The organism is Pseudomonas sp. S4_EA_1b, assembly GCF_016307435.1.
GTDB classification, from domain to species: domain Bacteria; phylum Pseudomonadota; class Gammaproteobacteria; order Pseudomonadales; family Pseudomonadaceae; genus Aquipseudomonas; species Aquipseudomonas rhodesiae.
Genome location: NZ_JAEILC010000040.1, coordinates 19,773 through 43,819 on the forward strand (window position 1 = coordinate 19,773; position 24,047 = coordinate 43,819).

General features: G+C 56.9%; 17 protein-coding genes and 1 other RNA gene. 9 read left to right on the top strand and 9 right to left on the bottom strand.

What is annotated here, in order from left to right; genetic code table 11:
- Positions 1-11: 11 nt before the first annotated feature.
- The 5 genes from carA to grpE all read right to left on the bottom strand — a co-directional run bounded on the left by carA (position 12) and on the right by grpE (position 6,345).
- The gene (gene carA / locus YA0848_RS14140) at positions 12-1,148 is read right to left on the bottom strand and encodes a glutamine-hydrolyzing carbamoyl-phosphate synthase small subunit (RefSeq protein WP_034100735.1); all 1,137 of its coding nucleotides are present in this window, start codon (positions 1,146-1,148) and stop codon (positions 12-14) included.
- A gap of 259 nt (positions 1,149-1,407) precedes the next feature.
- A complete protein-coding gene (gene dapB / locus YA0848_RS14145; RefSeq protein WP_040265425.1) occupies positions 1,408-2,214 on the bottom strand; it encodes a 4-hydroxy-tetrahydrodipicolinate reductase in 807 nt (268 codons plus the stop codon).
- A 10-nt stretch (positions 2,215-2,224) separates the two neighbouring features.
- A complete protein-coding gene (gene dnaJ, locus YA0848_RS14150) occupies positions 2,225-3,349 on the bottom strand; it encodes a molecular chaperone DnaJ (RefSeq protein WP_034139324.1) in 1,125 nt (374 codons plus the stop codon).
- Between the two features lie 317 nt (positions 3,350-3,666).
- Entirely contained in the window at positions 3,667-5,589 is a 1,923-nt protein-coding gene (gene dnaK, locus YA0848_RS14155; RefSeq protein WP_034100742.1) for a molecular chaperone DnaK, read from the bottom strand.
- 102 nt (positions 5,590-5,691) lie between these two features.
- On the bottom strand, positions 5,692-6,345 hold the full coding sequence (gene grpE, locus YA0848_RS14160) for a nucleotide exchange factor GrpE (RefSeq protein ID WP_262499616.1): 654 nt from the start codon (positions 6,343-6,345) through the stop codon (positions 5,692-5,694).
- A gap of 162 nt (positions 6,346-6,507) precedes the next feature.
- Here grpE and recN point away from each other — a divergent pair, with 162 nt between their 5' ends.
- Positions 6,508-8,181, top strand: coding sequence for a DNA repair protein RecN (gene recN, locus YA0848_RS14165; RefSeq protein WP_169903474.1), 1,674 nt, complete (start codon positions 6,508-6,510; stop codon positions 8,179-8,181).
- Positions 8,182-8,263: 82 nt separating this feature from the next.
- On the opposite strand, the gene fur is transcribed toward recN, so the two are convergent.
- Positions 8,264-8,668, bottom strand: coding sequence for a ferric iron uptake transcriptional regulator (fur, locus tag YA0848_RS14170; protein ID WP_010562662.1), 405 nt, complete (start codon positions 8,666-8,668; stop codon positions 8,264-8,266).
- 98 nt (positions 8,669-8,766) lie between these two features.
- On the opposite strand from fur, the gene YA0848_RS14175 reads away from it, so the two are divergent.
- On the top strand, positions 8,767-9,294 hold the full coding sequence (locus YA0848_RS14175) for an outer membrane protein assembly factor BamE (RefSeq protein WP_034100750.1): 528 nt from the start codon (positions 8,767-8,769) through the stop codon (positions 9,292-9,294).
- A 65-nt stretch (positions 9,295-9,359) separates the two neighbouring features.
- Here YA0848_RS14175 and YA0848_RS14180 read toward each other — a convergent pair whose 3' ends face one another.
- Positions 9,360-9,662 carry an RnfH family protein gene (locus YA0848_RS14180; RefSeq protein WP_034115110.1) on the bottom strand — a complete coding sequence of 101 codons (303 nt, stop codon included), beginning with the start codon at positions 9,660-9,662 and terminating at the stop codon, positions 9,360-9,362.
- The gene (locus YA0848_RS14185) at positions 9,655-10,089 is read right to left on the bottom strand and encodes a type II toxin-antitoxin system RatA family toxin (RefSeq protein ID WP_034100754.1); all 435 of its coding nucleotides are present in this window, start codon (positions 10,087-10,089) and stop codon (positions 9,655-9,657) included. The genes YA0848_RS14180 and YA0848_RS14185 overlap by 8 nt, the downstream gene beginning before the upstream one ends.
- 168 nt (positions 10,090-10,257) lie before the next feature.
- Here YA0848_RS14185 and smpB point away from each other — a divergent pair, with 168 nt between their 5' ends.
- Positions 10,258-10,740 carry an SsrA-binding protein SmpB gene (gene smpB / locus YA0848_RS14190; protein WP_024077453.1) on the top strand — a complete coding sequence of 161 codons (483 nt, stop codon included), beginning with the start codon at positions 10,258-10,260 and terminating at the stop codon, positions 10,738-10,740.
- A 34-nt stretch (positions 10,741-10,774) separates the two neighbouring features.
- Here smpB and YA0848_RS14195 read toward each other — a convergent pair whose 3' ends face one another.
- Complete coding sequence (locus tag YA0848_RS14195; RefSeq protein WP_034115111.1) at positions 10,775-11,542, bottom strand: GntR family transcriptional regulator; 768 nt, start codon at positions 11,540-11,542, stop codon at positions 10,775-10,777.
- A gap of 261 nt (positions 11,543-11,803) precedes the next feature.
- Here YA0848_RS14195 and YA0848_RS14200 point away from each other — a divergent pair, with 261 nt between their 5' ends.
- The 6 genes from YA0848_RS14200 to YA0848_RS14225 all read left to right on the top strand — a co-directional run bounded on the left by YA0848_RS14200 (position 11,804) and on the right by YA0848_RS14225 (position 23,701).
- Positions 11,804-13,498 carry a lactate permease LctP family transporter gene (locus tag YA0848_RS14200; RefSeq protein WP_169903476.1) on the top strand — a complete coding sequence of 565 codons (1,695 nt, stop codon included), beginning with the start codon at positions 11,804-11,806 and terminating at the stop codon, positions 13,496-13,498.
- Between the two features lie 70 nt (positions 13,499-13,568).
- Complete coding sequence (locus YA0848_RS14205; protein ID WP_034100760.1) at positions 13,569-16,379, top strand: FAD-binding and (Fe-S)-binding domain-containing protein; 2,811 nt, start codon at positions 13,569-13,571, stop codon at positions 16,377-16,379.
- A gap of 135 nt (positions 16,380-16,514) precedes the next feature.
- Complete coding sequence (locus YA0848_RS14210) at positions 16,515-16,793, top strand: hypothetical protein (RefSeq protein WP_040265442.1); 279 nt, start codon at positions 16,515-16,517, stop codon at positions 16,791-16,793.
- Between the two features lie 94 nt (positions 16,794-16,887).
- Positions 16,888-17,277: a transfer-messenger RNA gene (ssrA, locus tag YA0848_RS14215) on the top strand.
- A gap of 173 nt (positions 17,278-17,450) precedes the next feature.
- Complete coding sequence (locus tag YA0848_RS14220) at positions 17,451-18,656, top strand: tyrosine-type recombinase/integrase (protein ID WP_023109106.1); 1,206 nt, start codon at positions 17,451-17,453, stop codon at positions 18,654-18,656.
- Between the two features lie 140 nt (positions 18,657-18,796).
- On the top strand, positions 18,797-23,701 hold the full coding sequence (locus YA0848_RS14225; RefSeq protein ID WP_032902495.1) for a DEAD/DEAH box helicase: 4,905 nt from the start codon (positions 18,797-18,799) through the stop codon (positions 23,699-23,701).
- The last annotated feature ends 346 nt before the right edge of the window (positions 23,702-24,047 follow it).

Below are 24,047 nucleotides of genomic sequence, written 5' to 3' on the forward strand. Positions count from 1 at the left end.
AGGCTGCTCAGTCAGCGTCGCTTGGCCATCTCATTGATGAAACGGTCGAACAGCGGCGCTACGTCGTTCGGGCCCGGGCTGGCTTCAGGGTGGCCCTGGAAGCTGAACGCGCTCTTGTCGGTGCGCTCGATGCCTTGCAGGGAACCGTCAAACAGCGACTTATGAATCGCGCGGACGTTGGCCGGCAAGGTGGCTTCATCCACCGCAAAACCGTGGTTCTGGCTGGTGATCATCACGACACCAGTGTCCAAGTCCTGAACAGGGTGGTTGGCGCCGTGGTGGCCGTGCCCCATTTTCAGGGTTTTAGCACCGGAGGCCAGAGCCAGCAGTTGGTGGCCGAGGCAGATACCGAATACCGGAATCTCGGTTTCCAGTACTTCCTTAATGGCCTGGATGGCGTAGTCGCAAGGCTCAGGGTCACCCGGGCCGTTGGACAGGAACACGCCGTCCGGTTGCAGAGCAAGCACGTCGCTGGCTGGGGTTTGCGCAGGTACCACGGTCACGCGGCAGCCACGCTCGACCAGCATGCGCAGGATGTTGTACTTGACGCCGTAGTCGTAAGCGACCACGTGATAAGGCAACTCGGCAGCATCGATGGTCGCATGGCTATCTGTCTTCAAATCCCAGACCGTGGAGCGCCATTCGTACTTCTCTTTGACGCTGACAACTTTCGCCAGGTCCATGCCCTTCAGGCCAGGGAAGCCTTGTGCCGCGGCGATCGCCGCCTCTTCGGAAATATTGTCGCCGACCATGATGCAGCCGTTCTGCGAGCCTTTTTCACGCAGGATGCGCGTAAGGCGACGCGTATCGATACCAGCGATCGCCACCACATTGTTGGCTTTGAGGTAATCGGACAGTGACATCGTGTTGCGCCAGTTGCTCGCAACCAGTGGCAGATCACGAATCACCAGCCCCGCCGACCAGACACGATCAGACTCGACATCTTCCGGCGTAGTACCGGTGTTGCCGATATGTGGATAGGTCAGGGTAACGATCTGTTGGGCGTAGGAAGGATCGGTAAGGATTTCCTGATAGCCGGTCATGGCAGTGTTAAACACTACCTCTCCAACGGTTTGACCGTCGGCTCCAATGGCTTCGCCGCGAAAAATGCTGCCATCAGCAAGGGCGAGTATGGCTGGCTTAGTCAAGAAGACCTCCCGTAAATAAAGCCTGAAAGGGCGATCGCAGGTTGTAAAAAAGCGGAGTGACGTATGGACACGTCACCCCGCTTGTTCACTGAATTATTCTGCGCGCTTTTAGTGGACACACTAAAGCTGTAGCTTACAGAAAAAGGCTTTTTGGGTCCACCGCTAATGAGCCTTAAAGGCAGGGGAATGCGACAGGACGTCGCTTAGCGGGTAAAAACGGGGGCTCAGGATAATCCTGAGCCCCCGTTTTGGCTACTGATTAGTGCAGATCCAGCACGTCTCGCATGTCGTACAGGCCAGGCTCACGCCCCTCCAGCCAGAGCGCGGCACGGACCGCCCCCTTAGCAAACGTCATACGACTGGAAGCCTTATGCGTGATCTCCAGGCGTTCGCCTTCGGCCGCGAATAGCACGGTGTGATCACCAACGACGTCCCCACCACGAACAGTCGCGAAACCGATGGTGTCGCGCGCGCGCTCACCGGTATACCCCTCGCGCCCGTACACCGCGACTTTTGACAAGTCACGACCCAGCGCATCAGCGATAGCCTCGCCCATACGCAGCGCAGTACCCGAGGGCGCGTCGATTTTGTGACGATGGTGGGTCTCGATAATCTCGATATCCGCCTCATCACCCAGCACTCGCGCCGCCATGTCCAACAGCTTGAGCGACAGGTTCACACCGACACTGAAGTTGGCGGCAAACACCATAGGGATCTCATTGCCTGCCTCCACCAGCAACTGCTTTTGCTCGGCACTCAACCCCGTAGTGCCAATGACCATAGCCTTGCCTGCCTTGCGACAGAACGCCAGATTCTTGAGCATCACCTCGGGTAGCGTGAAATCGATCAACACATCGAACTCATCGGCTACCTGCTCCAGGCTGCCCGACAACGAAACGCCGATACGCCCCAATGAGGCCAACTCACCGGCATCCGCGCCGATCAAAGTGCTGCCCGGGCGAACGATCGCCGCCGTCAGCCCGGAGGCCGGTGAGCGCAACTGCACCGCTTCAACCAGCGTCTTGCCCATGCGCCCGGCAGCGCCCATTACGGCTATACGTCGCATACTCAATTCCTTACAGATCGCCGAAGAAGCGCTTCACGCCTTCGAAGAAACCAGTGGTTTTCGGCGAATGGGTATCATCGCCTTCCAGCGAGCTACGGAACTCTTCGAGCAGCTCACGCTGACGGCGCCCCAGATTGACCGGTGTTTCCACCGCCACACGGCACATCAAGTCACCCGCACCGCCGCCACGTACCGGCGCAACGCCTTTGCCGCGAATACGGAACTGTTTACCGGTTTGCGTGCCTTCAGGAATCTTGAGCTTGACGCGCCCATCCAGCGTCGGAATCTCCAGCTCACCACCCAGCGCCGCGTCGACAAAACTGATCGGCACTTCACAGAACAGATGCTTACCGTCGCGCTGGAAAATCGCGTGCTCGCGCACATTGATCACCACATACAGGTCACCCGTAGGCCCACCCTGAACACCCGCTTCACCTTCGCCCGACAGACGAATTCGATCACCGGTATCCACACCCGCCGGCACTTTCACCGACAAGGTTTTGTACTCTTCGACACGACCTTCGCCATGACAGGAATCGCATGGATCGGAGATGATCTTGCCCTGGCCATGGCAACGCGGGCACGTCTGCTGCACCGAGAAGAAGCCTTGTTGCATACGGACCTGACCGATACCACCGCACGTAGGGCAGGTGATGGGCGAAGAGCCTTTCTTGGCGCCCGAACCGTCGCACGGCTTGCAGTTGACCAGCGTTGGCACACGAATATTGACGCTGGTACCGCGAACCGCTTCTTCCAGGTTCAGTTCCAGGGTGTAGCGCAAGTCGCTGCCGCGCTGCGCACCGCCACGCTGACCACCGCGGCCGCCGCCAAAGAAGTCGCTGAACACATCGCCGAAAATATCGGAGAAATTCTGCCCACCAAAACCAGCGCCACCACCACCCATGCTTGGGTCGACACCGGCATGGCCATACTGATCGTAGGCCGCACGCTTATTGGGATCACATAGGCATTCGTAGGCCTCATTGGCCTCTTTGAACATTTCTTCGGATTCTTTGTTATCCGGATTACGGTCCGGGTGGTGCTTCATCGCCAGACGACGGTAAGCCTTTTTCAGCTCCGCCTCGCTGGCACCACGCTCCACACCCAAAACTTCGTAATAGTCACGCTTTGCCATAAGTCTTTGCACTCTTAAGGACGTTCAGCCAGGCCCTCCTGAGCCTTGCCGAACTCGTTGAGCCCCAATACAGGCCCGGACCCAACTCACGTCAATTCAACGATCCTGGTCATCACTGCTTTCAGCCAGGCGCCCGGCCAAAAACGCGGTATTAAACCCTCGGAAAGCAGGAGCATCCCCGATCACACCGCCAGCATCCGACTGTTGTCGCATGCTGTAAAAATTCGCGTACCCCAGACACGCCAACGCGGGAGCAAGCTCCCGCGCGGCGACATCCTACCAGTCACCGCTTGAAAGCGGTCAACCGGGCGACCAAGTTACTTCTTCTGGTCTTCTTTAACTTCTTCGAACTCAGCATCGACAACGTCATCATGCTTGGCTTCTGGTTCTGCCTGTTGTGCAGCACCGTCTGCCGGCTGAGCTTGCTCGGCGTACATCTTCTGAGCCACTGGCGCAGAGACTTTCGACAACTCTTCAATCTTGGCTTCAATGGCGGCCTTGTCATCGCCTTTGACGGCGGCTTCCAGGGCAACCACGGCAGCCTCGATTGCAGCTTTCTCTTCAGCCGTTACTTTTTCGCCAGCATCCACGACCATTTTGCGGGTCGAGTGCACCAGAGCATCGCCCTGGTTACGAGCACCAGCCAACTCAGCAAACTTGGCATCGGCGTCAGCATTGGCTTCAGCATCACGAATCATCTGCTGAATTTCTTCATCAGACAGACCGGAGTTGGCCTTGATCGTGATCTTCTGCTCTTTGCCGGTCGCCTTGTCTTTCGCGCCTACGTGCAGAATGCCGTTGGCGTCGATGTCGAAGGTCACTTCGATTTGTGGCACACCACGTGGCGCTGGTGGAATATCAGCCAGGTCGAACTTGCCCAAAGACTTGTTCTGAGAAGCTTGCTTACGCTCACCTTGCAGCACGTGAATGGTCACGGCGCCCTGGTTGTCATCGGCAGTCGAGAACACCTGAGATTTCTTGGTAGGAATCGTGGTGTTTTTCTCGATCAGCGCGGTCATCACGCCACCCATGGTTTCGATACCCAGGGTCAGCGGACTGACGTCCAGCAACAGCACGTCTTTCACATCACCGGCCAATACCGCGCCCTGAATCGCAGCACCCATGGCAACCGCTTCGTCCGGGTTGACGTCTTTACGTGCTTCTTTACCGAAGAACTCGGTGACTTTCTGCTGCACCAGCGGCATACGAGTCTGACCGCCCACCAGAATCACGTCGTTGATGGAGCCAACGTCGATGCCAGCGTCTTTCAATGCAATGCGGCAAGGTTCGATGGTGCGCTGAACCAGGTCTTCAACCAGTGCCTCCAACTTGGCGCGAGAAATCTTCACGTTCAAGTGCTTAGGACCGGTAGCATCTGCTGTGATGTACGGCAGGTTAACGTCAGTCGACATGCTTGACGACAGCTCGATCTTGGCTTTCTCGGCAGCTTCTTTCAGACGCTGCATCGCCAGCGGATCACCTTTAAGGTTCATGCCGCTTTCTTTCTTGAATTCGTCAACGAGGTAGTCGATCAGACGAATGTCAAAGTCTTCACCACCCAAGAAGGTGTCACCGTTGGTAGCCAGCACTTCGAACTGGTGCTCGCCATCGACTTCGGCAATCTCGATCACCGATACGTCGAAGGTACCGCCACCCAGGTCATAAACGATCACGGTGTGATCGCCTTTGGCCTTGTCCATACCGTAAGCCAGAGCAGCAGCGGTCGGTTCGTTGATGATACGTTTTACGTCCAGACCTGCGATGCGGCCGGCATCTTTGGTCGCCTGACGCTGGCTGTCGTTGAAGTAAGCCGGAACGGTGATCACCGCCTCGGTCACCGCTTCACCCAGATAGTCTTCGGCAGTCTTCTTCATCTTTTTCAAGACTTCAGCCGATATCTGCGGAGCGGACATTTTATTGCCGTTCACTTCAACCCAGGCGTCACCGTTGTCAGCCTTGGCGATTTTGTAAGGCACCATCTTGATGTCTTTTTGCACGACTTCTTCGTCGAACTTACGACCGATCAGACGCTTTACCGCGTACAGAGTGTTATGCGGGTTAGTCACCGCCTGACGCTTGGCCGACTGACCGACGAGGATCTCGCCGTCATTGGCGTAAGCGATAATCGACGGCGTGGTACGCGCGCCTTCGGCGTTCTCAATAACTTTGGCCTTGCCGTTTTCCATGACCGAGACGCACGAGTTGGTGGTCCCCAGGTCGATACCGATAATTTTGCCCATGATTTGCTCTCCCGAAACTTGAATTTTGTTGCCGCAGCAGTTTTGGCTAACTGCGGTAGCACTTAAACGCTTGACTTATAAATGGGGGCCTTGCGGCGGATTTCAAGCCTGCTCATCAATAGAAGGTGCAACGGGCGCTGGCGCCTTGCTTACCACTACCATTGCCGGGCGCAGTAGGCGGCCGTTGAGCAGGTATCCTTTCTGGAACACCTTCAACACGCTGTTGGGCTCAAGGTCGTGGCTTTCCTGCATGGCCATGGCTTGGTGATGCTCAGCATTGAACGGCTCGCCGCCTTGCGGATCGATAGCTTCCAGCTGATACCGCTTGAGCGTGTCCTGGAACATCTTCAGGGTCAGCTCAATGCCTTCGCGCATCGCACGGATGTTTTCATCATCCGGGCTGGACAGCTCAAGGCCGCGCTCCAGACTGTCGATAATCGGCAGCAGGTCGCTGGCGAATTTTTCCAGCGCGAATTTATGCGCTTTTTCTACATCCTGCTCGGCACGGCGGCGGACGTTCTGCAGATCAGCGGCAACACGCAAAGACTGATCCTGCGCAGCGGCCAATTGCTCTTCTAGCACTTGCACACGAGTTGCCAGTTCATCACCGACAGCCGAATTGGCGTCTGGAGTTTGCGTATCCTGCGTCTGTTCGTCAGCCATAGATTCTCTCCTTTCAAAATCATGCGCGAACTCAACTCGCGCTTCTGTTCCGGTATATGGGGCCACAATTTCCAGGTTCAAGGGCGAAAGCATGACCAAAAGTCACGCAGAGGGTCAGGATTAATTCCTGCCCGCAAATTCCCGATTGCGCTAAAAACAGTATGGATCCAAGCAAATCGAACTAAGCATCAGGATTGTCACCTCCTGACAAAACACTGTATAAATAACCAGACATAAAGCCTGGGAGCCGCCGTCATGCTCGTGCACCTGTCCGTACATAACTACGCCATTGTTGAACATCTGGATCTCGAACTGGATCGCGGAATGAGCGTAATCACAGGCGAAACCGGCGCCGGCAAGTCGATCATGCTAGACGCCCTGGGCCTGACCCTGGGCGATCGCGCCGACAGCGGCGTAGTGCGCCCAGGCGCAGAAAAGGCCGATATCCTGGCCACTTTCGACTTGGCGGATATTCCAGAAGCTGAAACCTGGCTGGCTGAGCGCGACCTTAATCATGAAGGACCGTGCATCCTGCGTCGGGTCATCACTGCCGAAGGACGCTCACGCGGCTATATCAACGGCACGCCCTGCCCGCTTGGCGACCTGAAAGCATTGGGTGAATTGCTGATCGATATCCACAGCCAGCACGAACATCAGTCTCTGCTTAAAACCGACACACATCGGCGCTTGCTCGACGAATACGCTGGCGCCACCGATCTATCCAGGCAAGTGCAGCTTGCTGCGCAACGCTGGCGCCAGACACGCCTGGAACTGGAACGAATCTCCAATTCCGGCGATGAGCAACGCGCTCGCCATCAGTTACTCAGCTATCAGCTCGAAGAGCTGGAGAGCCTGGGTCTTGGCGAAACGGAGCTGGAGCAGCTTGAACAGGAACACAAGAACCTCACCAATGCAGAAACCCTTCTGGGTATCTGCCGTCAGGTGGTGGAGCAATGCAGCGAAAGCGATTCCGGAAATGTGCTCAACGCGCTCACGGCCAGCCTCAACCGCCTGTCCAGCGTGAATAACGCCTCGGGTTCGCTGAGCGAAGCGACAACCCTGCTGACCAGTGCGCAGATCCAGGTTGAAGAAGCAGTCGGCGAGCTGAATAGGTTTCTGGACCACTTCGATGCCGATCCGGCGCGCTTGCAGGAAATAGAAGAACGACTGGACACTATTTATACCCTGGCCCGCAAACATCGAATCCAGCCCACTGAACTGGCGGCGATGCAGCAGAAATTGCTGGATGAAATCGAAACCCTGAATGCCAACGATGAATCCATTGAAAGACTGGGCGACGAACTGGCCTCCTATGCTCGGCATTATCAAGAGAAGGCCCGCGAACTGAGCGAGTTACGCCAGCACGCAGCCACAAATCTTGCTGGGGCTGTTGAGCAAGAAATTCAGCGCCTGGGCATGCCCGGCGGACGCTTCACTATTGAGTTGCGCACCAATACCAGTAACGAATTGCAGCCCCATGGCCTGGAACAGGTAGAACTGCTGGTCAGCGCCAACCCGGGGCAACCTCTCAAAGCGCTGGCAAAAGTCGCCTCCGGGGGCGAGCTGTCGCGAATCAGCCTGGCTATCCAAGTGATTACCGCACAGACCTCCAGAGTACCCACGCTGGTATTCGACGAGGTGGACGTAGGCATCGGCGGGCCAACGGCGGAAATTGTCGGCCAACTGTTGCGCCGCCTGGGAGAGCGAGGCCAGGTACTCACAGTGACGCACTTGCCGCAGGTCGCGGCGCAAGGGCATCAACATTTGTTTGTACACAAGGTCAGAGGCAGCGATGCAACACGTACAGCTGTGTCCAGATTGAACAAGTCAGAACGCGTGGAAGAAGTGGCCCGCATGCTGGGTGGGATAGACCTGACCAAAGAGTCTCTGGCGCATGCGAAGAAGATGGTTGTAGCCGCCAAGGCATGAACCGGATTTTTCTTGCAAACAGCACGAAGGCGACCCGGGGGTCGCCTTCGTTCATTTAGCAAAGTACATCTGTAGCGTTTTTTTACTTTTTCTTACGGATGTACAACACAAGATTATGGTCAACCAGATCGAAGCCATGCTCCTCAGCGATTTCATGCTGAAGCTTCTCGATTGCCGGACTGGTGAACTCAATAACCTCATTGGTATCGAGGTCCACCATATGGTCGTGATGACCACCGTCAGCCAGTTCGAACACTGCATGACCGCCGTCGAAATTATGACGAACCACCAGCCCTGCGGCTTCAAACTGGGTCAGCACACGGTAAACCGTAGCCAGGCCAACGTCCTCATTAGACTCCATCAGCGCCTTATAAACATCTTCAGCACTCATGTGGCGCTGCTCGGCAGAATCGAGCATTTGTAGAATCTTGACTCGTGGCAGAGTCACTTTGAGACCGGCTTTGCGTAGTTCGCTATTTTCAACCATGGTTAGCTTTCTCGCGGATGCTGCTTCGCAGCTTCTCTTAATACGGGTATGATCGGCGTTTACGTTGTCCCAGCCAAGATAGTGGAAGTCGCCCACCGATGCAAAACACCAAGCTCTTGCTAACCAGTTTCACCTTTGTGGGACTGCTCGCACTCGCCGGTTGTTCATTCCCCGGGGTTTACAAAATCGACATCCAGCAGGGCAATGTCGTCACGCAGGACATGATAGACCAGTTACGCCCCGGAATGACCCGACGGCAAGTACGGTTTATTATGGGTAACCCCCTGCTGACCGACACTTTCCATGCCGATCGCTGGGATTATCTCTACAGCATTCAGCCGGGTGGCGGTGAACGCCAGCAGGAGCGCGTCAGCGTCATTTTTAATGGCAGTGACCAGCTTGTCAGCCTGTCAGGTGACTTCATGCCCGGCGTAAGCCGTGATGAGGCTTTGCTTGGCAAAGATAATGGCGCGAACGTTACGGCTCCCGCGCAAGAGGGGGAAAAGCCGAAGTCGGAGGTCCCAGCCAAGCCGGGTTCCTTGCTGGACAGAATCCAGAAGGATGTCGACGGCGTGGAAACCGTTCCCGTCCCGACACCTCAGCCGTTGGACACCAGCCCACAATAAAACTGTGCGGCACACGAAAAAAAGCCCGGCATGCCGGGCTTTTTCGTATCTGCCGATTAGCGGAGCTAAGTATTCTGCTGCCTGGCAAGCGCTGCCTTGGCTGCACGCAACCTGCGCACTTCCTTGGGATCAGCCAACAAGGGACGGTAAATCTCAACTCGATCGCCCGCTTGTACAACACGCACATCAGCGTCAGAAATAGCCTTACCGAATATCCCTAATGGACAAGTCGCCGGATCAATACCGGGGAACTGCTCCAGAACTCCCGAGAGCTGTACCGCCTTGCGCACACTCGTGCCCAAGGGCACGGCCACGGCAAGCAAGACCTGACGATCGACAGCGGCGTGCACCACTTCGATTTCAACCATGCAGCTGCTTAGCCCGCTGACAGAATGCATCCACCAAGGTATTGGCCGCCTGATTGAATAACGGCCCAAGCGTCGCTCGTACGATGGGTCCGGCATAATCAAACGACAAATCCAGGCTGATTTTGCAGGCCTTGTCCGTCAATGCTTTAAAAATCCATACGCCATGCAACTGGGTGAATGGGCCTTCCTGCAAATTCATTTCGATGGATTTACCCGGCACCAATACATTGCGCGTAACGAAGTGCTGACTAAGCCCCCCCTTGGCCACGCCCACGCTGGCGACCATGTGCTCAGCACTGCTTTCAAGCACTTCGGCAGTTGAGCACCAGGGCAGGAATTCCGGATAACGCGCCACGTCGTTGACCAGATCATAGAGCGCCTGTGCCGGATAGGGCAGCAGCGCCGAACGTTGAATATGCGTCGTCATGTGTGCGTTATTTCCACAGCTGAGCGGCAAACATCGCGAAGGAACAGCCCGATCCGCGAGAGAAAAAAACCAAAGAACTGCCCGCATTGTCCGGGATTCGTCCAACACGCTCAAGCACGCAGGTTGACCGTAGCCGCCAAGCTCGCAACTGCCTATAATGCCGCCCCTATGGCTAAACAAAAGAAACACCCCACAGGGACCATCGCGCAAAATAAAAAGGCGCGACACGATTACTTCATCGAACATCGTTTCGAGGCTGGTCTGGTCCTGGCCGGCTGGGAAGTAAAGAGTCTGCGTGCCAGCAAACTGCAGCTGGTCGACAGTTACGTACTGCTCAAGGATGGTGAAGCGTGGCTGCTGGGCAGTCATATCACCCCGCTGACCACCGCGAGCACTCATGTGATTGCCGACCCGGTACGCACCCGCAAGCTACTGCTCAACGCCCGCGAGCTGGACAAGCTTGCCGCGGCCGTGCAGCAGAAGGGCTATGCCTGCGTCTGCCTGTCCTGGTACTGGAGCAAGCACTTGGTCAAGTGCGAGATCGCACTGGGCAAGGGCAAGAAGGAATACGACAAGCGCGACACCGAACGCGAGCGCGACTCCAATCGCGAGCTGCATCGCGCGGTACGCAACAAGGGCAAGGAAGAATAACCTTGTACGATGTAGCCTCGGCCAGCACCCGCGGCTACATCCCTTTGCGTCGCTCCGCACGTGCCACGCGCTGAACCTCCTGACGAACTTCCTCCAACACTTCCTGCACGTACAACAAGTGTCGTGTAGACACCTCCCTTGCCTGCTCGGCCCGCCCCTCGATGATCGCTAGGTACAAATCCCGATGCTGATTGATCAGCATGTCACGGGTTTCTGTACGTTGCTGATACATGCCACCGATATTAGTCACCACGTTACGCTTGAGCAGATCGAACAAACCTCGAATCGTGTGCAGCAACACCGCGTTATGACTGGCCTCGGCAATGGCCAGATGGAACCGAGCATCCGCCGCCCCCTCCTCGGCCCGACTGACTTCATCGACGCGCGTGTAGCAGTCCTGCAACGCTTCAAACGCAGTAGTCAGCCGTTCCCTGTCGACTTCGGTGGCACGCAACGCCGCGTAATACGCGCATGATGCCTCCAAAGTCTGGCGAAACTCCAGCAAGTCACGCTGGGCTTCTGGATTGTTCTCCAGTAGATGCAGGAGCGGATCGCTGAAAGTCGAACCCAAAGAGTCGACGACATAGTTGCCGCCCCCCTGACGACTGACTAACAATCCTTTGGCCGCCAGCTTCTGGATAGCCTCGCGCAACGACGGACGCGAGACTCCGAACTGCTCAGCCAAGGCACGTTCAGCCGGCAAACGCTCGCCGGATTTCAACGTACCCTCAAGGATCATTCCTTCAAGCTGCTCAACAATATCGTCAGACAGACGGCGCTGCCGCACCTGATCAAACGCCATAACTCACTCTCCACCATCCCGACCACTCGCCGGGCCCTCTATTCTGGCCTATCGCCGCCGTTCCAGCACCCATCAGAGTGCCTTCGATTTTGCCGCTCAGATCCCCTCAGCCATCCCACTACGACCAAAGTTTTGCAGGCGGCAAATTGACACATCCCACGAAGGCTTTTAACCTAGCTCACATCGATTGTAAATTGGTATTACCAATTGTCCATATCGACAAAAAAGTGCCTGACCAACAACAATTAGGGGCCACCCCATATGCAAACCTGGCAACAGCTTTACAGCCCACTCGGCAGCCTCGGCTTGTCCGCTCTCGCCGCAGTCATCCCGATCGTATTCTTCTTCCTGGCCCTGGCAGTGTTCCGCCTCAAAGGGCATGTGGCCGGCAGCATTACCCTGGCACTGTCGATCATGGTGGCGATTTTTGCTTTCCAGATGCCGGTCGATATGGCTTTCGCCGCTGCCGGTTACGGGTTCGCCTACGGTCTGTGGCCTATCGCGTGGATCATCGTCGCGGCCGTGTTCCTCTACAAACTCACGGTCAAGAGCGGCCAATTCGAGATTATCCGTAGCTCGGTTCTGTCGATCACCGACGACCAACGCCTGCAAGTGCTGCTGATCGGCTTCTGCTTTGGCGCCTTTCTGGAGGGAGCAGCGGGTTTCGGCGCACCAGTGGCCATCACCGCCGCGCTGCTGGTCGGTCTGGGCTTCAACCCGCTTTATGCCGCTGGCCTATGCTTAATCGCTAACACCGCCCCCGTCGCATTTGGCGCACTGGGCATCCCCATCATCGTGGCCGGACAAGTGACGGGCATCGATGCGTTCAAGATCGGCGCCATGACTGGCCGCCAACTGCCATTGCTGTCGCTATTCGTACCGTTTTGGCTGGTATTCATGATGGACGGTCTGCGCGGCGTGCGTGAAACCTGGCCAGCAGCCCTGGTTGCGGGTTTGAGCTTTGCAATCACTCAGTACTTCACCTCCAATTTCATCGGCCCGGAACTGCCAGACATCACTTCGGCGTTGGCCAGCCTGATTGCCCTGACGCTGTTCCTGAAAGTCTGGCAACCCAAGCGCACCGCTGGCGCGCAAATTGCCGGCGCCACCTCAAACACGGTAGTGACTGCAAGTGCCGGCGGCTTTGGCCTGCCGCGCAGCACGGTCGCATCGCCGTACAGCCTGGGGCAGATTTTCAAGGCGTGGTCGCCGTTCCTGATTCTCACGGTGTTGGTGACGATCTGGACCCTCAAACCGTTCAAGGCGATGTTCGCCGCCGGCGGCTCGATGTACAGCTGGGTGTTCAACTTCGCGATTCCGCATCTGGATCAACTGGTGATCAAGGTCGCCCCCATCGTGACCAACCCCACCGCAATCCCGGCGGTGTTCAAGCTGGACCCGATTTCAGCCACCGGTACGGCGATTTTCTTCTCCGCACTGATCTCGATGCTGGTGCTGAAGATCAACGTCAAAACTGGTCTGACCACTTTAAAAGAAACCTTTTACGAACTGCGTTGGCCAATCCTGTCCATCGGCATGGTGCTGGCGTTCGCCTTTGTCACCAACTATTCCGGCATGTCGTCGACCATGGCACTGGTATTGGCCGGCACAGGGGCTGCTTTCCCATTCTTCTCCCCATTCCTCGGCTGGCTGGGGGTTTTCCTGACAGGCTCCGACACCTCGTCCAACGCACTGTTCAGCTCGCTGCAGGCCACCACTGCCCACCAGATCGGCGTCAACGACACGCTGTTGGTTGCCGCCAATACCAGCGGTGGCGTTACCGGCAAGATGATCTCGCCACAGTCGATCGCCGTGGCCTGCGCCGCTACCGGCCTAGTCGGCAAGGAATCCGACCTGTTCCGCTTCACCCTCAAGCACAGCCTGTTCTTTGCCACCATCGTTGGCTTGATCACGTTGGCACAGGCCTATTGGTTCACCGGTATGCTGGTGCACTGAGACCTGCACGTAATAGGGTAAGAACCGACGCCGGGTAACTATTCCGGCGTCCGCTATTTCTGGAGGACGAATGAGTCTGCCTGCCGCTTTCCTTAATGACGTCGCACAGCTGATCCCACCAAACCGGCGCTTCGACGACCCGCTGTCCACCCTCGCGTTCGGAACCGACGCCAGCTTTTACCGACTGATCCCACAACTGGTGATCCGTGTAGAGTCCGAAGACGAAGTCGTGACGCTGCTGCAATGGGCCCAGCGCGACCATGTACCCGTTACTTTTCGCGCCGCCGGCACCAGCCTGTCCGGGCAAGCGATCAGCGACTCGGTGCTGATCGTACTGGGCGACAACTGGAACGACCGCGAAATTCGTGGACAAGGCACGCAGATCCGTTTGCAGCCCGGCGTGATCGGCGCGCAGGCCAACGCCTGGCTCGCGCCGTTCGGGCGCAAGATCGGTCCGGACCCGGCATCCATCAACGCCTGCAAGATCGGCGGTATTGTTGCCAACAACGCCAGCGGTATGTGCTGCGGCACCGCACAGAACACTTACCACACCCTGGCGGGCATACGCTTGGTGTTGGCCGACGGTAGCCGTCTGGATACGGAAGACCCTGTCAGCGTCAGCGCTTTTCGCGCGCAACACGGCGCACTGCTGGAGCGTCTGGCAACACTGGGGCGCGAAACGCGGGCAAATACCGAGTTGGCGGCGAAAATTCGCCATAAGTACCGTCTGAAAAATACCACCGGCCTGTCACTTAACGCTTTGGTGGACTTTGACGACCCGCTGGAAATTCTCAGCCACCTGCTGGTGGGCTCCGAGGGTACGCTGGGTTTCATCAGCGCAGTGACCTACAACACCGTGGTCGATCATCCGAACAAGGCGTCGGCATTGATTGTGTTCCCGGATGTGGAGACCTGTTGCAACGCCGTCACCGTGCTGAAAACTCAGCCAGTCTCGGCCGTAGAGCTACTGGACCGCCGTAGCATGCGTTCGGTGCAGAACAAACCCGGCATGCCCGCGTTCGTACAACACCTATCGGAAAATGCCTGCGCACTGCTGATCGAATCCCGCGCGGCGACTTCCTCGCTACTGCAGGAACAACTGGCACTGATCATGGCGTCCCTGGCCCGTTTTCCTGTGGAAAAACAGGTCGACTTCACCGAAGACCCCGTGGAAAACGCCCGCCTGTGGGCCATTCGTAAAGACACCTTCCCCGCCGTCGGCGCCGTGCGCAAGACCGGTACTACAGTGATCATCGAAGATGTGACCTTCCCGGTCGAGCAATTGGCTATCGGCGTAAACCGCCTGATCGAACTGTTCGACAAACACCACTACGACGAAGCGATCCTTTTCGGACACGCGCTGGAAGGCAATCTGCACTTCGTGTTCACTCAAGGCTTCAACAGCAGTGAGGAAGTCACACGCTATCAAGCGTTCATGGATGACGTCGCGCAGTTGGTTGCAGTGGAGTTCGGCGGTTCGCTCAAGGCCGAACACGGCACCGGGCGTAATATGGCCCCATTCGTCGAGCTGGAATGGGGCAGCGATGCCTATCAGTTGATGTGGCAACTCAAGCGCCTGCTCGATCCCAACGGCATTCTCAACCCGGACGTGGTGCTCAGCGAAGACCCGCAGATCCACCTCAAGCACCTCAAGCCGCTGCCCGCCGCCGATGAGTTGGTGGATAAATGCATCGAGTGCGGATTCTGCGAACCGGTGTGTCCGTCCAAAGGGCTGACACTGAGCCCGCGCCAGCGCATTGTGATCTGGCGCGATATACAAGCCAAGAAACGCGCCGGGGTCGATACCACCGAACTGGAAACGGCATACCACTATCAAGGTATCGACACCTGCGCCGCCACCGGCCTCTGCGCCCAGCGCTGCCCTGTGGGAATTAATACCGGCGACCTGGTGAAAAAACTGCGTGCCAGGAACGCAGACCGTACGAAAACGGCCGAATGGCTGGCCACCCATTTCTCCACTGCGTTGCAAGGTGCGCGCTTTACCCTGCATGTGGCGAATGGCGCCCGCATGCTGCTGGGCGCGCCGCGTCTGGCCAAGCTGTCTGCCACAGCAACCCGTTTGTCGAAAGGGCAAATCCCTCAGTGGACAAACGCCATGCCCCAGCCGGAAAAAGCCATTCGCTTCAGTCCTCCTGTAACTGACGAGCGGCCCCGCGTCGTCTACCTGGCGGCATGCGTGTCGCGGGCAATGGGCCCAGCTGCCGGCGATAAAGAGCAGATGTCGCTGTACGACAAAACCCGTGGCCTACTGGAAAAAGCCGGTTACCAAGTGGTTATCCCAGAGAATCAAGACAACCTCTGCTGCGGTCAGCCATTCGCTTCAAAAGGTTACGCCGAACAGGCCGAACACAAACGCCAGGAACTGATCGGCGCCCTGCTCCACGCCAGTCGCGGCGGCCTGGACCCCATCTACTGCGACACCAGCCCCTGCACCCTGCGCCTGGTGCAAGACCTGGGCGAAACCCGCTTGGACCTCTATGACCCGGTGCGGTTTATCCGCACCCATCTCATGGATCGACTGGACTTCACACCGCAGGAAGCACCGATCGCGGTGCACGTCACCTGCAGCACCCAACACCTGGGCGAAAGCCAGGCGCTGATTGAACTGGCCCGACGTTGCGCCAGCACCGTGATCATCCCGGAAGGCATTCATTGCTGTGGTTTTGCCGGTGACAAGGGTTTTACCACGCCGGAACTCAATGCCCATTCACTGCGCTCACTCAAGGACGCAGTGCAATTTTGCAGCGAAGGTATTTCCACCAGCCGCACCTGCGAGATCGGCCTGAGCCAACATGGCGGCATCGATTATCACGGACTGGTCTACCTGGTGGACCGGGTCACCCAGGCCCGTGCCCATTAACGCTGCAAAAAAACAGAACCCCTGCGCGTCGGCGTAGTCAGCTGAATAGGCCTCGACAATCGAGGCCCTCACTGATGTCGCTGGCAGCCGTCGAACGCCAGCAGCGTCGAGCCCTTTTGCGCAAGGAGATACCCGATGAAGCGTTCCGCTCTAGCTGGCTTGTTCATGACTGCTGCGATGCTGGCCTCTCCCGCCTTTGCCGCCGGCGACAAAGACCTATGCCAGATCAACTTGGATAAAATCAATAACGGTAAAGCGTTACTCGCCACCGACACCAGTGGCAAAAGCGGCGAAATCGACACCGCCGTGGCCCAGGCTAAAGCGGCCCACGCCGCAGGCGATGACAAGAAGTGCATCGAGATCACCTCCAAGACGCTGCAAGACCTGCAAAACAGCGAGAAAGGTGGCGAGTAAGCGTTAAGGCCAACCTTCGGGTTGGCCTTCCGTGACGGTTTGGCGTACACTGCACAGGCTTGTCACTCACTACGAAACAACGAGTTACAAGCACGGGGCCGTTTAGGATTCGACGCCGGTTGCGAAACTTTAGGTGCATGCCGAGTTGGTAACAGAACTCGTAAATCCACTGTTGCAACTTCTTATAGTTGCCAATGACGACCAATACGGTGCTGCTCTCGCTGCTTAATTGCAGCTGACATGCACTCCTGGTGCCTTCGGGCCCAGCAATCATCAGGGGATGTCTGTAAACCCAAAATGATTGTCATATAGAACAGAATCGCCGTGCAGTACGTTGTGGACGAAGCGGCTAAAACTTACACAACTCGCCCAAAGCACCCTGCCCGTCGGGTCGCCAAGGGTTAACTTAATAGACACGGCTACGCATGTAGTACCGACAGCGGAGTACTGGCGGACGGGGGTTCAAATCCCCCCGGCTCCACCATTTAGTCTTCCCAGGAAGACCCAGAAAAGCCGTAAAGCCTAGAGAAATCAAAGCTTTACGGCTTTTTTCTTGCCCGCGTTTTCCCACCTGATCCCAGGGCATCCCACAGTTGACGGGGGCATATATGGGGGCATAAAACGCTCATCAGCTCGCTCGGAGAGGATGTGCCCCCAATGCCCCTGAAAGACACCAACTGCCGCAACGCTAAGCCCCAGGACAAGCCCTATCGGCTATACGACGAACAGGGTCTGTACCTTGAAGTGCAGCCCAACGGAGGCCGTTACTGGCGCTTGAAATACCGTTTTTTGGGAAAGGAAAAACGCCTGGCTCTTGGTGTTTACCCTGAGGTCGGCTTGCAGGAAGCTCGGCGCAAACGTGATGACGCTCGCGTCCAACTTGCCAGCGGCCAAGATCCTTCGCTGCAAAGACGCATGGCCAAGGTGGTCAGCCAACTTGATCACCAGCACACTTTTGAATCGGTTGCCACGCAGTGGCTCAATATTCGCGAATCCTCCTGGGACCCGGAGTACACCCGGACTGTACGGCAGCGCCTTGAGCTCAATGCCTTCCCCTGGCTGGGAAAACTCCCGATTAGCAGCATCAGCACGCCCATGCTGGTCGAAAACCTCCAGCGCATTATCAAGCGCGGCGCTCGCGAGACGGCGCGTCGTGTTGCCCAGATCTACAAACAGATTTTTGAGTTCGCCGAGGCTGCCGGCATCACCCCGCCCAACCAGATAGGGAATCTCTCACGGACGCTCCCAGCCAAGCGGGTGAAACACTTTGCTGCCGTGACCGATCCTGAAAAACTCGGGGCACTGCTCAAAGCACTGGATAGCTACACGGGAACAATGCCTGTTTGTTGTGCACTCAAACTGGCCCCATTGCTGTTCTGCCGGCCCGGTGACCTGCGCCACATGGAGTGGTCGGAGGTCAATCTGGATGCGGGCGAGTGGTTGATTCCCGGCCACAAGATGAAAGGGCTCACTGCCACCAAACAGGATCGGCCGGATCATTTGGTTCCTCTCAGCCAACAAGCAATCGCGGTTCTGCGCGAGCTGAAACCACTCACCGGCAGACATCGGTACGCCTTCCCCTCGGCACGAGGAGGCGACCGGCCGATGTCCAACAATGCAGTACTCAGCGCGTTACGCCGCATGGACATCAGCGGCGACGAAATGACTGGGCACGGCTTTCGTGCGACAGCGAGAACCATAGGCGCTGAGGTGCTGGGGTTTCGCCCCGATCTTCTGGAGCATCAGCTTGCTCACACGGTAAAAAATCCGCTGGGACGTGCGTACGATCGAACCACCTTCTTGCCGGAGCGGCGTGAAATGATGCAGATCTGGGCCGACTTTTTGGACTCGATAAAACGCTGAATGCAAGCGCCCCCATCAGCCAGCAAGCCTTCAAGCTAATACGAGCACTATCTTATCGCTCCAGTACTGGCTGAATTGCTAAACTGCGCCGATTTGGCGCCTGTAATGCGCCAGGCGCAGTCCAAAAGGAATTCCTACCGATGTCAGCCTTATCAGCTTTGCTGAATACCTACCGCAGCGCTTCTGTCACCGAACGCGAAAAAGGTACTTACTTCGAAGAGCTGATTTGCACTTACCTCCGCAACGAAGCCACCTACCGTGACCTTTACGACAGAGTATGGACGTATGCGGAGTGGGCGAAGGAACAAAGCCTCAGTGGCAAGGATGCGGGCATTGATTTAGTGGCTCGCACCCAAGGCACCGGCGAGTACCACGCCATCCAGTGCAAGCTGTACGCCGAGGACTACAAGGTCCAGAAGAAGGACATAGACAGTTTCTTCACCGCCTCGGGCAAGGCACCGTTCTCGCACCGCTTCATCGTCGCCACCACCAACAACTGGAGCGAGCACGCTGAGGACGCGTTGCAGGGCCAGCAGCCTCCGGTCAGTAAAATCGACCTGCAAGCCCTGGAAGACAGCCAGATAGACTGGGCCAAGTACCAGCCCAATCAGGCAGTCGCTCTCAAGGCCAAGAAGCAGCTGCGAGAGCACCAGCAAACCGCGTTGAATGCCGTGGCCGCTGGCCTCAAGGACGCAGAACGCGGCAAGCTGATCATGGCCTGCGGCACCGGCAAGACCTTCACCAGCCTGAAAATTGCCGAGCAGCAGGCCGGTAAGGGTAAGCGTGTACTGTTCCTGGTGCCCAGCCTGTCGCTGCTATCGCAGACCCTTACCGAATGGACGCAGGAAAGCGCAACCCCGCTCCACAGCTTTGCCGTCTGCTCCGACAGCGACGTTGGCAAGAAGCGCAAAGCAGAGGATGACGCGGTTCAGGTGTTCACCCACGAGCTACGCTACCCAGCCACCACTAAGGCAGATCGCCTCGCAGCGGAAATGCTCAAGCGCCATGATGCCGAGCACATGAGCGTAGTGTTCTCCACCTATCACTCCATCGACGTGATCAGCCGTGCCCAGGCTGATCATGGCCTGGCCGCTTTCGATCTGGTGATCTGCGACGAAGCGCACCGCACCACGGGCGCCACCTTTGGCGACGATGACGAAAGCAACTTTGTGCGCGTTCATGATGCCGACTACATCCGCGCCACCAAACGTCTGTACATGACCGCCACGCCGCGCATCTACGGTGACAACGCGAAGCTCAAGGCCGAGTCCGGTGAAGTCACCCTGTGCTCGATGGATGACGACGCGCTCTACGGCAAAGAGCTGTTCGTCATCAACTTCTCCGAGGCCGTTCAGCGGGGCCTGCTCACCGATTACAAGGTGCTGGTACTCACCGTCGAGGAGAGCACCATCAGCCGGCGCCTTCAGGAGATGCTGAAGGACGAGAACAACCAGCTCAAGGTAGACGACGCCGCCAAGATAGTCGGTTGCTGGAAGGCGCTGGCCAAGCAGGGATTGGCCGAAAACCTGGTGGGTGATGATCAGCCCATGAGGCGCGCTGTAGCTTTCTGCCAGGTCATCTCGCCCAACTACAAGGGCACCAAGCACAAGGTCAGCTCGATCAACATCGCCAGCATGTTCCAGTCGGTGGTGGAGGCTTATCAGGAGTCAGAAAACATCGATGAGGCCTCACGCATCATCTGCGAAGCCGCACATATCGATGGCGGCATGAACGCCAGCGCCAAGGAAGCCAAGCTCAACTGGCTTAAGGAAGAACCGCCAGCCAACACCTGCCGCATCCTCAGTAACGTGCGCTGCCTGTCGGAAGGTGTGGACGTACCGGCGCTTGACGCCGTGCTCTTCCTCACCCCGCGCAATTCCCAGGTCGACGTTGTGCAATCGGTGGGCCGGGTGATGCGCAACGCACCGGGTAAAAAACGCGGCTACGTGGTGCTGCCCGTGGTCATTCCGGCCGGCATGGAGCCCCACGAAGCGCTTAATGACAACCAGACCTACAAAGTGGTCTGGCAGGTGCTTCAGGCACTGCGTTCGCACGACGACAGCTTCGACGCCATGGTCAACAAGCTCGACCTGATCGGCTCTGACCCGCGCAAGATGGAAGTCATCGCCATCACCGACAAGGCCGATAAAAAAGCCAGGAAAACTAGCGGCACCAGCAACGGCCAGGCAGGCAAAGGCCAGTACGGCATTGGTGAGAAACGCGCTAAGTACGATGTCGAAGGCCAGATGACCCAGCAGGCGGAGCTGGCCTATGAGGTGGGGGAAATCGAGAAGGCCATCTACGCCAAAATCGTCGACAAGTGCGGCAACCGCCATCACTGGGAAGACTGGGCAAACGACATTGCCAAGATCGCCCGCACCCATATTGACCGCATCCAGGGCATCTTGGAGAACCCGGCCAACATCCAAGAAAAGGCTGCCTTCAACGCCTTCGCCGCCGAGCTGCGCGACGACCTCAACGACAGCATCAGCGATGGCGAGATTGTCGAAATGCTCGCCCAGCACCTGGTAACCAAGCCGGTATTCGATGCGCTGTTTGACGAGTACAGTTTTGCCAGCAACAACCCCATGTCCAAGGCCATGCAAGGCGTGCTGGACGCGCTTCATGAGCACCACCTGGCCAAGGAAGCTGACACCTTGGAGAAGTTCTACGCCAGCGTGCGTCAGCGCGCTGCCGGCATCAACAACGCCCAAGGCAAGCAGAAGATCATCGTCGAGCTGTACGACAAGTTCTTCCGCAACGCCTTCCCCAAGATGACCGAGCGCCTGGGTATCGTTTACACCCCGGTCGAGGTGGTGGACTTCATCCTTCACAGCGTCAACCACCTGCTGCAACAAGAGTTCGGTCAGACCCTGGGCAGTAAGGGCGTCCACATCATCGACCCCTTTACCGGCACCGGTACTTTTATCACCCGCCTGATTCAGTCAGGTCTAATTAAACCGGAAGAGCTGCCGCATAAGTACAAGAATGAAATCCACGCCAACGAGTTGGTTTTGCTGGCCTACTACATAGCTGCCATCAATATCGAAGCTGCCTACCACGGCGAAGTAATCGATGAGTACGCGCCGTTTGAAGGTATCTGTCTGACCGACACCTTCCAAATGTACGAGAAAGACGACCTGGTGGACGCCCTGTTGGAGGACAACAGCGCTCGGCGTAAGCGTCAGAAGGCGCTGGATATTCGGGTGATTGTGGGTAATCCACCGTATTCGGCGAAGCAGGATAGCGGTAATGACAACAATGCTAATTTGGCCTATCTCAATCTCGATTCCTCCATTCGTGAAAGTTATGCTGCGCGCTCAGCTGCGACCAATAAAAACGCCTTGTACGACAGCTACATTCGAGCTATTCGATGGGCCAGTGATCGTATAGGGGGAGCAGGCATTATCGGATTTGTAACCAATGCGGGGTTTGTTGAATCCAACACAGCAGATGGCGTTCGCAAGTGTTTGGTGGATGAGTTCTCCAGCCTCTATGTGTTCCATTTACGTGGTAATCAGCGCACAAGCGGCGAAACCTCCCGCAAGGAAGGTGGCAAGATTTTCGGCAGTGGCAGTCGCGCCCCTATCGCAATCTCATTGTTGGTCAAGAACCCTCAATCACCGGCTCACGGTCAGATTTATTTCCACGATATTGGTGACTATCTCAGCCGCGAGGAAAAACTAGAGCTGATCGCCAGCTACGTCAGCGTGGAAGGCATTAGGAATTGGCAAACCATCACCCCGGATGAGCACGGTGACTGGCTCAAACAGCGTGACGACAGCTTCAACCATTTCATAGTTTTGGGCGATAAGGAGGACAAATCAGCACCGAGCTTGTTTGAGAACTACTCACGAGGAGTTGAATCGGGACGAGACGTTTGGGTTTACAACTCAAGCAAAATCGCTGTGGCTGAGAATGTCAGCGATATGCTGGCCGTCTATCACAAAGAGGTGACGGCTCTCACCAACGCCGATCTGAAAGGAACAAAGAAAGATCGGATTGCCCAAGCTGTTCAATTGGTTTGTAACGACCCCACAAAAATTAGCTGGACAAGTAGCTTGTTAGCCGATGCGGCGAGCGGTATTCAGCATAGCTTCGATGGCGATGCTCTATGTCATGCCCTCTACCGACCATTTACCAAACAGTGGCTGGTTTATGATGCGTCTGTTATTCATCGAGTAGGCCAGATGCCACGAATTTTTCCAAGATCGCCTAGTCAGAATATAGGAATTTGTGTTCCTGGCTTAGGCGGGGATAAAGGATTCTCGGCACTAATAGTTAATCGTATTCCGGATCTGAATTTGGCTCCAGGCATGGGGGGATACCAATGCTTCCCCCTCTACCTCTACGACGAAGCCCCCCACCCCGCAGAGAACGATCTCTTTTCCAAGTCAACTGAAGGTGGCTTGCGCAGCCGCAATGCAATTACTGACACCGGCCTTGCTCATTTCCAAGCAGCCTACCCTGGCGAGCAGATCAGCAAAGAAGACCTGTTCTACTACGTCTACGGTATCCTCCATTCCCCGGACTACCGCGAGCGCTTTGCCGACAATCTGAGCAAGGAGCTGCCGCGTATCCCGGCAGTGAAGAACGCCGTCGACTTCTGGGCGTTCAGCAAGGCTGGCCGTGCCCTGGCCGAGCTTCACCTGAACTACGAAACCGTCGAGCCCTACCCGCTGACCATCGAGGCCAAGAGCACGCTCACCGACGCAGATTACCGCGTGGAGAAGATGAAGTTCGCCAAGAAGGGCGACAAGAGCGCCGTCATCTACAACCACCGCATCACCCTCAAGGGCATCCCTGAGGCGGCATGGGACTATGTGGTCAACGGCAAGGCCGCGTTGGACTGGGTGATGGAGCGCCAAGCCGTGCGCACCGACAAAGCCAGCGGCATCGTCAACGACGCCAACGACTGGGCCGTGGAAACCATGGGCAACCCCAAGTACCCTCTGGAGCTGTTCCAGCGCGTGGTCACTGTTAGCCTGGAAACCCAGAGAATCGTCAAGGCGCTGCCCAAGCTCGATATCGCTACAGATAACTAGTTGAGCCCGATAAACGCTGAGCTCTCAGATAACCACTGCCCTGGTTGGGCACCCTTTCCCAACCAAGGCAGAGCACTGCTGATTGCCAGCCCGGCACTCTCATGTTAAAAAGTCTCCGTCCCAAGCGATCCCTATCGATCCGCAAAGGTCCGCCACGTCGCCTTGGTAACGACGTTAAAAACTTTCGCCTCGTTCGCATCCGCTGAACGGGCCGCAGCAACTGCAATTGGTTGATTTGCGTATCTGGCAGAACACTCTCAGTCCGTTGTGCCCCTAGAAGCCTTACGGCCCTAGAATTTCTGTAGCCCACAACGACCTCCGACGCTACCGAACATTAATCTCGGAA